The 12,758-nt window shown below is 72.5% G+C and carries 11 protein-coding genes; 7 read left to right on the forward strand and 4 right to left on the reverse strand.

Annotated features, from left to right (window positions below):
• Positions 1-86: 86 nt before the first annotated feature.
• The 5 genes from AB0C84_RS06640 to AB0C84_RS06660 all read left to right on the forward strand — a co-directional run bounded on the left by AB0C84_RS06640 (position 87) and on the right by AB0C84_RS06660 (position 2,257).
• Complete coding sequence (locus AB0C84_RS06640; RefSeq protein ID WP_353819285.1) at positions 87-152, forward strand: putative leader peptide; 66 nt, start codon at positions 87-89, stop codon at positions 150-152.
• Positions 153-229: 77 nt separating this feature from the next.
• The gene (locus AB0C84_RS06645) at positions 230-667 is read left to right on the forward strand and encodes a DUF4395 domain-containing protein (RefSeq protein ID WP_179844397.1); all 438 of its coding nucleotides are present in this window, start codon (positions 230-232) and stop codon (positions 665-667) included.
• On the forward strand, positions 664-1,503 hold the full coding sequence (locus AB0C84_RS06650) for a sulfurtransferase (RefSeq protein WP_258940743.1): 840 nt from the start codon (positions 664-666) through the stop codon (positions 1,501-1,503). The genes AB0C84_RS06645 and AB0C84_RS06650 overlap by 4 nt, the downstream gene beginning before the upstream one ends.
• 28 nt (positions 1,504-1,531) lie before the next feature.
• Entirely contained in the window at positions 1,532-1,840 is a 309-nt protein-coding gene (locus tag AB0C84_RS06655; protein WP_179844395.1) for a DUF1416 domain-containing protein, read from the forward strand.
• 237 nt (positions 1,841-2,077) lie between these two features.
• Positions 2,078-2,257 (forward strand): hypothetical protein, encoded by a 180-nt coding sequence (locus tag AB0C84_RS06660; RefSeq protein ID WP_339156496.1) that lies wholly within the window; start codon positions 2,078-2,080, stop codon positions 2,255-2,257.
• 81 nt (positions 2,258-2,338) lie between these two features.
• Here AB0C84_RS06660 and AB0C84_RS06665 read toward each other — a convergent pair whose 3' ends face one another.
• On the reverse strand, positions 2,339-3,163 hold the full coding sequence (locus tag AB0C84_RS06665; RefSeq protein WP_361061860.1) for a hypothetical protein: 825 nt from the start codon (positions 3,161-3,163) through the stop codon (positions 2,339-2,341).
• 236 nt (positions 3,164-3,399) lie between these two features.
• Positions 3,400-4,827 carry a DUF1266 domain-containing protein gene (locus tag AB0C84_RS06670; RefSeq protein WP_179844393.1) on the reverse strand — a complete coding sequence of 476 codons (1,428 nt, stop codon included), beginning with the start codon at positions 4,825-4,827 and terminating at the stop codon, positions 3,400-3,402.
• 142 nt (positions 4,828-4,969) lie between these two features.
• Between AB0C84_RS06670 and AB0C84_RS06675 the strand changes: the two genes are divergently transcribed.
• Complete coding sequence (locus tag AB0C84_RS06675; RefSeq protein WP_361061864.1) at positions 4,970-6,403, forward strand: LCP family protein; 1,434 nt, start codon at positions 4,970-4,972, stop codon at positions 6,401-6,403.
• Positions 6,404-6,589: 186 nt separating this feature from the next.
• The gene (locus tag AB0C84_RS06680; RefSeq protein ID WP_339156498.1) at positions 6,590-7,558 is read left to right on the forward strand and encodes a glycosyltransferase; all 969 of its coding nucleotides are present in this window, start codon (positions 6,590-6,592) and stop codon (positions 7,556-7,558) included.
• A 68-nt stretch (positions 7,559-7,626) separates the two neighbouring features.
• Here AB0C84_RS06680 and AB0C84_RS06685 read toward each other — a convergent pair whose 3' ends face one another.
• Entirely contained in the window at positions 7,627-11,085 is a 3,459-nt protein-coding gene (locus AB0C84_RS06685) for a hypothetical protein (RefSeq protein ID WP_361061868.1), read from the reverse strand.
• A gap of 105 nt (positions 11,086-11,190) precedes the next feature.
• A complete protein-coding gene (locus AB0C84_RS06690) occupies positions 11,191-12,684 on the reverse strand; it encodes a sulfatase (protein ID WP_361061871.1) in 1,494 nt (497 codons plus the stop codon).
• Between the last annotated feature and the right edge of the window lie 74 nt (positions 12,685-12,758).

The following is a 12,758-nucleotide window of genomic DNA, read 5'->3' on the forward strand; positions in this document are numbered from 1 at the left end:
TGTCACTGTCTCGCAAGGCGAGACGGATGTGACAGCCCGTGGATTGTCGGCTTAACATCGTGTCCGTGCGTTACTGGACAGAGCAGATGCTCACGAAGCGCCGCGCGGTCGATTTCTGCCGCGTGGCCGCCTCGCTCTGTCGCATGGCCTGAGGCATCGAGCCCGTCCGCCCCCGAGCATTTCTCCTTCTAGCTCGTACGCACGCTTCCACTCCGCCAGGAGCACCCCGATGCAGGTCGATCCGCGTGGGCCGCGCTTCGGCGCCTATGTCACCACCGTCGTCCTCGTCGTGGTGCTGGTGACCGGAAGCTGGGCACTGCTCGCCGCTCAGGCCGTCGTGTTCGCCATCGCGACCTCCCTCGGCCTCCGGTACGCCCCGTACGGACTGGTGTTCAAAGTGCTCATCCGTCCCCGTCTCGCTCCGCCCAGGGAACTGGAGGACGAGGCCGCGCCCCGCTTCGCGCAGGGTGTCGGGTTCGCCTTCGCCCTCCTGGGCACGGCCGGGTACGCGACGGGGACCACCTGGCTCGGCATCGGTGCCACCGCCCTCGCGCTGGCGGCGGCGTTCCTGAACGCGGCGTTCGGGTTCTGCCTCGGCTGCGAGATGTATCCGCTCTTCCGCCGCATCACCGCGAAAGTCCGCTCCGAAGGGAAGGTTCCCGCATGAGCCGCTCAGACGTCCTGGTGGACACCGACTGGGTCGAGGCCCACCTTGACGACCCCGGGCTCGTGCTCGTCGAGGTCGACGAGGACGTGTCCGCCTACGACAAGGGCCACATCCGTGGCGCCGTGAAGATCGACTGGAAGACCGAGCTGCAGGACCCGGTCCGCCGCGACTTCGTCGACAGGACCGGCTTCGAGCAGCTGCTGTCGAGCAAGGGCATCGCGAACGACGACCTCGTCATCCTGTACGGCGGCAACAACAACTGGTTCGCCGCGTACGCGTACTGGTACTTCAAGCTGTACGGCCACGACAAGGTGAAGCTCCTCGACGGCGGCCGCAAGAAGTGGGAGCTGGACTCCCGCGAGCTGGTCACCGACGTCCCGACGCGTCCCGCGACCGAGTACACGGCCAAGGACCAGGACCTGTCGATCCGCGCCTTCCGCGACGAGGTCGTGGACGCGATCGGCAAGCAGAACCTGATCGACGTCCGCTCGCCGGACGAGTTCAGCGGCAAGCTGCTCGCCCCGGCGCACCTGCCGCAGGAGCAGTCGCAGCGCGCCGGCCACGTGCCGACCGCGGCCAGCATCCCGTGGTCGAAGGCGGCCAACGACGACGGCACGTTCAAGTCCGACGAGGAGCTCCGCGCCCTCTACACCGAGGCCGGGGTCGACCTGAGCAAGGACACCATCGCCTACTGCCGCATCGGCGAGCGCTCCTCGCACACGTGGTTCGCGCTGCGCGAGCTGCTGGGCCTGGAGAACGTGAAGAACTACGACGGTTCGTGGACCGAGTACGGCTCGCTGGTCGGCGTGCCGATCGAGCTCGGCGCAGGCAAGTAAGTCCCGCAGCACCACACTTGGAGGAACCATGACCCAGGGCTGCGCAGCGCCCGAGCAGACGGCGCACCTTCCGGCGACCGTCGACCTGAACAACGAGGCCGTCATCCAGGGGACCGTCACCCGTGACGGCGCCCCGGTGTCGAGCGCCTACGCCCGCCTGCTCGACTCGTCCGGCGAGTTCACCGCCGAGGTGGTGACGGGCGAGGAGGGCGTGTTCCGCTTCTTCGCCGCCGACGGCGACTGGACGGTCCGCGTCCTTGCGGCCGGCGGTGTGAGCGTCGACACCGGCGTCACCGCGAAGACCGGCGAGGTCGCCGGTCTCGAAGTCACGATCTGACCCGCGCCGGGTCCGCGAACCCCGCCGTCCCCCTCGGGGGGCGGCGGGGTTCGCCGTGTCCGGAGCGGTCTCGCGGCGCCGTCGTTAACGGTGTCTCCAACAGGTGTTCCCGTGGTCTTCACCCCACCCGGTCTGCCCGGATCCGCCGGTGGTGGACGGTCTTGTCTTGCAGTCCAAACAAGAACCGGGGGCTCGGCCCTCGCGGCCGGGTCCTCTCACTAGGTCGGGAGAACCCTGATGAGAAGGATCAAGGTCAAGATCTCCGCGGGGAGCGCTCGGGAGACCGATCGGCTCTGCTGGGAGGCCATGGAGAGCGTCCACGCGGCCCTCGCCCCTCACGAGAGGGTGACGAGCACGGCCCACCGGGGACGGGCCGGCGGCAGGAAGGCCACGCTGACCTTCGAGGTCAGCGGCTGACGCCGCCGGCGGCACCGCTGTCGGTCCTTGCCCTCCGCCGAGCGCAAGGACCGACTTCTCTTCCGGTCGCCGGTCTTCCGGTCAGTTGCTGAACGTCAGCGTGTTGGTGACCTCGACGCCGAGCTCGCCGGCGGTGGCGAAGACGCTGCCCGTGCGGTCGCCCGTCGGGCCCCCGTTGGACCAGTACGACTGGGCGTAGATGACCGTGGACCCCTGCGCCCAGGTCCGCGTCCAGTACGCGGGGTCGGCCTTCGGCTGCGGGAGCCCGCTGGCGTCCGACGGGGTCAGCAGCTTCGGCCAGCCCTCCTGGTTCGTGTAGCCCTTGACGAGGGACGCGTCCGTGGAGGTGGCGAACCTCAGGATCGACACCGAGGTGATGATCTGCCTGGACGGGCTGGCGTAGACGGCCGAGTACATGCTCCCGACGCACGGGTGCCGGCGCAGCGCGGGCAGCAGCACGGAGTTCGCGCGGGTGGTGCACGACTCGGTCCGCGTCCCGGCCTGCGTGAACATGTTGCCCTTCGCCGTCGTGATCGTCCGCTTGAGGACGCCGGACGGGTCGACCGCGCCGCCGCTGGAGTACGTGGGGGAGGGCTCGGTCGTCGGCTCCGTCGTGGACCCGTAGGACGGCAGGCGCGTCGTGGACGGCATCGACACCGGCCGGACCGGGTCGTCGTCATCGCCGCTGAAGACGAGGACGGCGCACGTCCCCGCGACGGCCACGACCAGCACCGCGCCGACGACGAGCAGCCACACGAGCGTGCTGCCGCCGCCGCCGCGCCGCGGCGGCGGGTACGGGGGCGGGAATCCGGGTCCGCCGGGCATAGGGGGCGGGCCGGCCGGCGCGGCGGGCGGCGGGAATCCCGGCCGACCGGGCTGCTGGCCGGGCCAAGGTGGGGGGTTCATGGTCGCTCCGGGCGTTTCACGTGCGGGGTGCCGACTGAGGTCGGACCAGACTATGGGTGGTGAATGGTGATTTCACGGCTGATTTCCCATATACAGATGACCGCATCCGTACAGCCGTTCCACGGCGGGCCTTCCGGCGCGTGAGAGATAGATCACGCCACCGTCGGGTTGCGACCCGACCCGATTCCCGGACTAGGCCGTATTTCACAGTCCCGGCCCACTTCGAGACAGGCCCTCTAGGCCCAGTCGCGCGTGAGGTCCAGGTCCCAGGGGACGAGGTTCCATGGGCTGCGGGGCTCGGCGGCGAGCTCCTCGACGAGCCGCTCGTACTCGGCCTGCGCCTTGCCGCCCCCGCCCGACCAGAGCAGCCGTCCCTGCAGGTAGCAGGTCGCCATGTCCTGCCAGGACGTGTACCGCCGCTGGATGTCGAGCGCGAGCGGGAGCATCCGGTCCCAGCAGTACTCCTCGGTCAGCCAGCCGACGATGTGGCCCCACCGGTAGAGCATGAGCGCGCGCCCGTAGTCCCAGATCAGGAACCGTCCCACGTTGGCGCGCAGCGCCGGGTCGGCGAGGGCCTTCAGCCGGTGCAACTCCTCCGCGGCGTGGCTGCGGTCGTTGAAGAGCTGGTGGAGGAACAGGGCCAGCTCGGCGCCCTCCTCGCTCGCGTCCGCGCCCGGCTCGTCGCGCAGCAGCGGCGGGACGAGCCGCGCGTACGAGCCGCCCTCGTCCCCGTACCGGACCCGGACCAGCTCGATCAGCCGCTCGACGAACGGGGGCTCCAGCCGGTCGCCGGCGATGAGGCCGTCGACCTCGCGCAGCAGCGACTCGTACTCCCGCCGCGCCTCGGGGGACCGGCCGGCGAGGTGGGCGTCCTGCGTGAAGTCGGCGCGGTGCCCGTCCTGGACGAGCCAGTTGACGGCGCCGAGGAGCTGCTCCAGGTCGTAGGCGCCCCAGGGGTCCTGGAGCAGGTCCTGCGCGGCGCGGCGGTCGGCGGCCGCGGCGGACGCGCCGGGCGCGGCGCCGAGCCGGTCCACCCGGAACCCGTTGACGGCGCCGTAGGGGGCGCCGGCCGCGATGATCCAGCGCTGGACGGGGGTGAGGTCGCTGCCGTGGGTGAGGACGCCGTTCAGGTCGGGCGTGGAGATCAGCTCCCAGAGCCGCCGCTGGAACTCCTCGGCCTGCCGCTCCTCGCTGCCGAAGAACCCGGCGAGCTGCTTGCGCAGCGCCGGGTGCCGGACGTAGAGGCGCCGGAAGAACCGGCCGTTCTTCCACACCAGGTGCTCGGGGCGCAGGTCGCCGAACGGGATCCGCGTCCGCCGGTGCACCACCGCCTGCTCGGCGAACCGCAGTTCGAGGTCCGACCAGAGGGCGGCCAGCGGGGTGAAGCGCAGCAGCAGGACGAACCCGGCCACCAGGGCGAGCAGGACGGCGCCGGGGGCCAGCGCCCACCGCGCCTGGTCCTGCAGACCGGTCAGCGACAGGACGGCGCCGGTCAGGAGCAGCGACACGCCGCCCGCGCCGAGGCCGAGGAACCAGCCGGTCGTGAGGATGAGGGATCCCTCGATGCGGAGCACCGCCTCCTCGTCGTCGAACTCGAACGACCCCTCGGCGAGCGTCCCTTCGACGGCCCGCTCAAGCGCGTCGAGCTGACCGGCCTCTTCCATGGGCAGGACCGTACAGCATCCCTTACGGGTAGATCATCTACTCTGTGCCGGGTTCGCGGGGGCGGCGCGGGCCGCCGCCGCCGGCCTGGCTCTTTCTCGCGACGCCCGTGGCGCATGTCCAATCTGTGCTGAAATGTTCCGGATGCAGCGAGCCGTCGCGCCCCCGCCCGTGTACTACGCGGACAGCGCCCCGACGCCACCGGAGCCGCCGGTGCGGGGGCGCCTGTGGCGCATGCTCGGCTGGGCGTCGATCGGCCTGTCGCTCGTGCTGGTGGCGGGCAGCCTCACCGCCTACGGGTTCTGGCGGCGGCTCGACGGCCAGATCGACCGCGAGAACGTCGACGGCAAGCTCGGCGAGCACCGGCCGCCCAAGCTGAACAACTCGCTGAACATCCTGATGATGGGCTCCGACAGCCGCGCCGGGGAGAACGCCCGCTACGGCACCGAGGCCGGGCAGCGCTCCGACACCACGATCCTGCTGCACATCTCGCCCGGCGGGCAGAGCGCCATCGGCGTCAGCTTCCCGCGCGACTCGATGGTGCAGATGCCGCCGTGCAAGCGCCGGAACGGCACGACCGTCCCCGCCCAGTTCGGGATGATCAACGCGGCGTTCTCGGGCGGCGGCCCGGCCTGCACCTGGCGGACGATCGAGTCGCTGACCAAGATCCACATCGACCACTACGTCGAGGTCGACTTCGCCGGGTTCAAGCGGGTCGTGGACGCGCTCGGCGGCGTGGAGATCTGCGTCCCCCGGCGGATCGACGACCCCAAGGCCGAACTGCACCTGCGGGCCGGCCGGCAGACCGTCCACGGCGACCAGGCCCTCGGCTACGTCCGCACCCGCTACGTCCTCGGCGACGGCTCCGACCTCGACCGGATCAAGCGGCAGCAGGCGTTCATGGCCTCGGTCGTCAAGAAGGCCACCGACAAGGGGATGCTCTCCGACCCCGGCCGCACCTACGCCTTCCTCTCGGCCGCCACCAAGTCCATCAAGGCCGACAGCGGGCTCACGCTCTCGGTGATGCAGAAGCTCGCCGGGTCCCTGGGCGGGATGAGCGCCGGGAAGGTCCGCTTCGTCACCGTCCCGGTGGAGGCGTTCCCGCAGGACAAGAACCGCGTCCAGTTCGCCCAGGCCGCCGCCGAGCCGCTGTTCCGGGCCATCCGGGAGGACAACAAGCTCCCGCAACCGGAGCCCGTCCCCGCGCAGAACAAGGTCCAGCCCGTCCCGCCCGCGCAGGTCAGGCTCGGCGTCTACAACGCCTCCGGCACCGGCGGCCTCGCGCAGCGGACGGCCGACCAGCTCGCCGAGCGCGGCTTCCAGGTCGTCAAGGTCGGCACCGCCAGGAAGACCTTCCCCCACACGCAGATCCTCTACGGGGCGGGCGCCGAGCGGCAGGCCGCGCGCGTGGCGATCGCGGTGCCCGGCCACCAGGCGCGGCCGTGGGCGTCCGCCAGGCCCGGCTACGTCTACCTGATCGTCGGCAGGGACGGGGCCGCCCTGCGGGGGCTGGGCCCGATGGTCCCGAAGATCGCGGGTGAGATCCGCGCCGACCGCGCGGTCTGCGCGCGGACCTGATTCCGCACCGCACGTGATCTAACGGTCCCTCACCGGTATCTTGTCCCGCGCAAACCATCAAACGGTTCAAAGCGTCCCACCTAGGACGGCGCCTCCCACCCTCCCCCCGACCAGGCCCCCGACCAGGCCCTCGACCCGGCCCCGCACGGTGCTCCTCGGCCGCCACGCTCCCCCCGGAACGGATGCATGCAGCCCGAACCCTTCACCCTGCTGATGACCGTCTACGGCGGTGATCGTGAGGAGCATGTCCGGGACGCCTTCCGCAGCGCCGTCCACCTCCAGACCCTCCGCCCGGACCAGGTCGTCCTCGTCCAGGACGGGCCCGTCCCGCCCGCGCTCGCGGCCGTCCTGGGCGAACTCGTGAGGATCAGCCCGGTCGAGGTCGCGTTCGTCCACCTGGAGCGCAACCGCGGCCTCGGCCCCGCCCTCGACGCCGGCCTGCACGCCGCCCGCCACGACATCGTCGCCCGCATGGACGCCGACGACTACTCGATGCCGCACCGCTTCCAGACGCAGGTCCCGCTGGTCCGCGCGGGCGCCGACCTCGTCGGCGCGGGCCTGCTGGAGTTCGGCACCGACATCACCGACATCGTCGGCCGCCGCATCCCGCCGAGCGACCCCGCCGACATCGCGCGCTACTCCCGCCTGCACGACCCGTTCAACCACCCCACGGTCGTCTACCGGCGCAGCGCCGTCGTCGCCGCCGGCGGCTACGGCGACCTCCCCCTGATGGAGGACTACTGGCTGTTCGCCCGCATGATCGCGGGCGGTGCGCGGATCGTGAACGTGGCCGAGCCGCTCGTCTACTACCGCGTCGGCGCCGGCGCCTACGAGCGCCGCGGCGGACGCGACCTGCTGCGCTCCGAACTGCGGCTCCAGCGCGAGATGCTCCGCGAGGGCTTCATCTCCCAGCCCCAGTACTGGCGCAACGTCATGGTCCGGGGCGGCTACCGGCTCGTCCCCACCCTGATCCGCAAACCCTTCTACCGCGCGGTCGTCGCCCCCTACGGCGCCCGCCGCAACCGCCTGCGCGACAGGGCCGGCGAGGGCCCCCGCCTCGCCGTCCCCTACATCCCGCGCCACGCGCGCCCGGCGGGCGGCGGTCACCAGGGGCTCCCTGACCTGGACGCCGCCCCGCCGCAACCGGAGAAGTAGCGGGGCGGCGCGCGGTCTCACCGCACGAGTTGGGTCACCGCACGAGTTGGGTCACCGCACGGGCCGGGTCACGGCACGGGCCGGCTCCACAGGACGGGCTGGGCGCCGCCCGAGTCAGCGCTGCGGCCCACCCCGAGCAGCGTGTTCCCGAAGGCGGCGAGGCCGGTGATCTCCTGGTCGCCGACGCCGCCGAGGCCGGTGCCGCCGGGCGTGGAGGCCTGCCAGGACGAGCCGTCCGCGGACGTCCACGACACCACGTCGGTCGCGCCCGCGCGCCCGGTGGTGCCGGTCGCCGCGAAGCCCTTCGGGGTCGCGGCCAGCGCGGTGACGCTGACGGTCGTGTCGCCGCTCGGCGACGCCAGGGGACGCCACGTCCTGCCGGCGTCGGTGGACACGTAGCCGAGCCAGTCGAGGCCCTTGGGGGTGGCCGCGACTCCGGTGGCCACGAGGGTGTTCCCCTTGGCGGCGACATGGGTCAGGTGGCCCTCGGTAACCCCGGACCCGGGGAGCTGGAGCTCCTGGAGCGTCCACCGCTTGCCGTCCGGCGACAGCCACACCGACGGGTGGTTGCCCTTGCCGTTCCGGCTGCCGCCGACGGCGGCGTACCCGAACGACCCGGACGTGACGTCCAGCATCCAGCGGCTCGCGGCCTTGGTGCCCGCCATCATCTTCGGGTCCGCGCCCGCGCCCCGCGCCCAGTTCTTCAGGTCGGGCGAGTACCAGGTCGCGACCGAGTAGCCCTGCGTGCCGACGACGACGTAACCGGCGGAGCCGGCCGCCGCGGCGGCCGTGACGGGCGCGCCCTGGCTGGTCGCCGCGAACGCGGGCGCGCCGTCGGCGGCCTGCCACGTCGCGCCGTCCTTGGAGGTGACGACGAGGGGGCGGCGCGGCGCGGACTGGTCGTAGCCGACCGCAAGCCATCCGGCGCCGCCGGCGGCGACGTCGTCCAGCTGCTGCGGGCCGGGCCGGGTGAACGCGGCGCCGAGCCCCTGCGCGGCCTTCCAGGACGTGCCGTCCTGCGACGACCAGACGGCGGCGTCACCGCTCGCACTGCCCACCGCGACCGTGAGGCCGTTCGTGGAGGCCACCGCCCGCACCGCGTGGTCGGGCCGGATCGCGCCGGGAATCTTCGCCAGATCGACGGGGACCGCGGCGCCGTTCGCGTCCCACACGCCGAGCATCGGGTCCAGGTCGCCGCCGCCGGGCTCGCGGCCGACCAGCACCGTCTGGCCGCCCGCGGCCGCGGCGCCCAGCACCTCCCGGCCCGCCTTCGACTCGGCGGAGCCGGCCGCCTTCCAGGCGGCGCCGTCCGCGGTGCGCGCGAGCAGCACGTCGGTGCCCCGGACGACGACGGCCGTGAAGCCCCGGCCGTCGGAGACGATCCCGTTCGTGCGCTGGTAGCCGGCCGGTTCGAGCTTGCCGGTCTTGGTCCACGACCTGCCGTCCCTGGACGTGAAGGCCTGGCCGAACAGCTTCCCGGACGCCGACATCTCGCGCATCGCCAGGAAGCCCGAGCCGCCGCCACCGCCGATCATCAGGCCGCGGCTGCCCTTCGGCGCCGGCACGTCCGACGTCGACCACGTCCGTCCGGCGTCGTCGGAGCGCCACACCTTCCGGTAGGGGCCCGGCTTCTTGGAGTCGGGCGTGATGAGCCCCTCCAGCAGGATCACATCGCCGTTCGCGGCGGCCTCGACCAGGGAGAACCCGCCGTTCTGGACCTGGAGGCCGATCTGGTCGCCGACCCGTGCCTCCCACCGGCGCCCGTCGCTCGACAGCCACACCGCCGGACGCGCGTCGCTGAAGTCGCCCTTCGGGGAGTTCTCGCCGACGGCGAGGAACCCGCCGCCGGTGCCGACGATCCGGGTCACCCGGTCGTGCGGGCCGAAGACGTCGCCGACGGCGTCGGGCTGGCGGCGCCACTCCTTGCCGTCCTTGCTCAGCCACACGGCGCCGCCGCCGTCGGCCCGGCTGCCCACGGCCACCCAGCCGCGGCGCGACGCGCCGACCGCCTCGGGGACCCCGCCGGGCGGCGCGAGGCCGCCGTCGGTGTCCTGCTGGTCGACCGACGCGAAGGTGCGGCCGCCGTCGGAGGAGACGAGGAACAGGCCGCGGGAGTTCTGCGGGTCGGTCTCGCCGCCGACCGCGACCACCGTCGAGCCGCGCGCCGCGACGCCGGTGACCTGCTGGTCGCGGCCGTCGGTGCGGGCCGCGGCGTCCACCGGGAACAGCGCGCCCGCGAGCTTGGCGCCCGCGCCGCCGCCATCGTCGTCGCCGCCGATCAGGCCGGGGACCACGAGCACGCCCGCGGCGACCAGTGCCACGGCGGCGAGCCCGGCCGCGCCGATGAGCAGCGGCTTCTTGATGCTCCTGCGGGGACCCTTCGGACCGCTCGGCCCTCCGGTCCGCCACGGCTCGTCGATCGCCGGCGGAGGCGCGATCGGGTGGACGGCCTCCGGCCCGGGAGGCGGCGTCCCGGGGACCTGCTGCGCCCACGGGAACGGCTCCGCCGCCGGGGGGCCCTGCGGGGCCGGGGGCGCCTGCGCGCCCGGGATCTCCTGCGCCCAGGGGAACGGCTCGGGGGCCGGACGCGCGGGGGCGCCGGGGATCTCCTGCGCCCACGGGAACGGCTCGGGGGCCGGGGGAGTCTGCGAGGGGGACGGAGGCGCGGGCTGCTGATGGGCCGCCTGCTGGTGGCCGGCCTGCGGGGGTGCGGGCGGCGGGGGCGGCAGCTTCTCGATGCGGGTGACGTCCGCCATGTCCTGCTCGTAAGGAGGCGGCTGCTGGCCGGGGGCCTCGATCCACGTCACGTCCGCCGCGTCCTGCTCGTAGGAGGGGGGCGGCTGGGTGGGGGATTCGATCCTCGTCACGTCCCCCGCGTCCTGGCCGTAGGAGGGGGGCGGCTGGGTGGGGAACCCGGTCCTCGTCACTTCCCCGGTGTCCTGCCCGTAGGAAGGGGACGGCTGGGTGGGGAATTCGGTTCTCGTCACGTCCCCCGCGTCCTGGCCGTAGGAGGGAGGCGGCTGAGTGGGTGACTCGATCCTCGTCACGTCCGCCATGTCCTCCTCGTAGGAGGAGGGCGGCGGGAGGGGGATCTCCATCCTCGTCACGTCCGTCGACTCCCGCCCGTACGGGGAGGGCTGCGCGGGGATGTCGGTGGACGTGGCCGGAGCGTCCGCGACGGGGGCGGGCAGGGCCGGCGAGCCGCCCTCCGCGGCGCTCTCCGCGGAGCGGTCGGCGGCGGGCTTCTGCCTCTTCGGCAGGATCATCGTCTGGTTGACGTTGGGGTCCACGACGGTGCGGTCCGCCATGTCCCCTTCCGGGTCGTCCTCGGGGGAGTCCTCGGGGAAGTCGTCGCCTTCGGGATCCTCTTCGAGGTCGTCCTCGGGGTCGTCCTCCGGATCGTCCGCGGGGAGCAGCAGCGGACCGGACGAGCCCTGGTCGTCCATCCAGCGCGGCGGGGGAGGCGCCTGCCCGGGTTCGGGACGCTCACCCTCGTGGTCGTCATCCGGCTTTCCGGTTGGAGTCACGCCCTCTCCCAGCTTCCGGTCACTCTGCACGTATCACCCTGCACATCGCCCTGGCGCGTCCGCAGTCGTCAGCGATGATAGCGGCGCATAAAGGACGGAATTCCGTCACCGGCTCCGGCCTGCGGGGGTGCAGCCGGACCCCGTGCAGTGGGTCAGCGCGTACAGGAGGTCGGACAGGTGGCGCCGCCGCTGCTCCGGCAGCCCGGCGGCGATGTTGTTCAGCTCGTGCGGATCGCGGACCCGGTCGTAGTACTCGGTCTCCCCGCCCGTGTACTCCACGTACAGCATGTCGCCGGTGCGGATCGCGTTGTAGGTGGCCGGCGATCCGGGCGCGGAGTCCTGCCGGTCGGGGTCCAGCGGGGACGGCGGCGGCTTGACGTGCTCGACCAGCGCCGACTCGCGCCAGCCCGCCGGGGAGGCGCCGCGCAGGAACGGGACGAGCGAGCGGCCGTCGGTCGTCGCCGGCGGGCGCACGCCCGCCAGTTCCTGGAACGTCGGGGCCAGGTCGGTGTTCTGCGCGATCTCGCGGACCTTGCGCCCTGAGGGGACCCCCGGCCCGACGACGATGTAGGGCACCCGGATGTCGGTGTCGAACGCGGTCATCTTCCCGCCGGCCAGCCTGTGCTCGCCCAGGTGGAAGCCGTTGTCGGAGCCGAACACCAGGTAGGTGTCGCGGTCGAGGCCGCGCTCCTTCAGCGCCGACCGGATACGGCCGATCATCTCGTCGACCGACTGCACCATCCGCACCCGGTCGCGGAAGCCCTGGTCGATGCGGCCGATCCCCGGCCTGCGCAGCAGCGGATGCGACCGCAGCCAGGACGGCTTGTCGCGGATGTCGGCCTCGTTGAACGACGGCGGGCGGGGCGCCGTCAGGCCGCCGAACAGCCCGGCGTGGCGCGGCGCCGGGACGAACGGCCCGTGCGGCGCGAACGTCGCGATCTCCATGAAGAACGGCCGCCCGGTCTTCCCGGACCGCTGGACGAACTCCACGCCCTTGTTCGCCAGGACGTCGGTCAGGTAGTCCTGCGGCCGGGCGCCGTAGTGGACGAGCCGGCCGTTCTCGTTCAGGTTGTAGTTGTACTCGGGGTAGCCGTTGCCGCTGACGTGCCACTCGTCCCATCCCGGCGGGACGTACGGCTTCGTGTCGCCCTGGGTGTCGTTGGGCTGGTAGCCGTTCATGTACTTGCCGAGAAGCGCCGTCCGGTAGCCGGCCTTCTGCAGGGACGGGGCGAACGACGCCTGCTCGCCGCCCTTGTCCTTGAAGACCTCGTAGCCGCCGTCCGGCGGGAAGTTCGTGCGGACCCCGGTGTTGTGCGGGTACCGGCCGGTGAAGATCGTGGCGCGCGAGGTGCAGCAGAGCGAGTCGGCCATGATGAAGTCGTCGAAGGTGAGCCCGTCCCGCTGCATCTGCACCACCTGCGGCATGTGCGCGACGAGGTTCCAGGACAGGTCGTCGGTGAGGACGAACACGATGTTCGGCTTCTTCGGGATCTTCGTCGCCTTCGGCGCGGAACGCTCCACCGGCTGGAAGAGGCAGCCGGTCGCGCCGAGGACGCCGAGCAGGCACAGCACGGCCGCCAGCCGCCGATGTCGGATCAACCCCCGGGTCTCCTCCGTGATGAGCGTGTCCCTTCCGTGAAGAGCGCGTCCGTGATGAGCGTGTCGGTGATGAG

It is taken from the genome of Actinomadura sp. NPDC048955 (assembly GCF_040649435.1).
Classification (GTDB): domain Bacteria; phylum Actinomycetota; class Actinomycetes; order Streptosporangiales; family Streptosporangiaceae; genus Spirillospora; species Spirillospora luteofluorescens.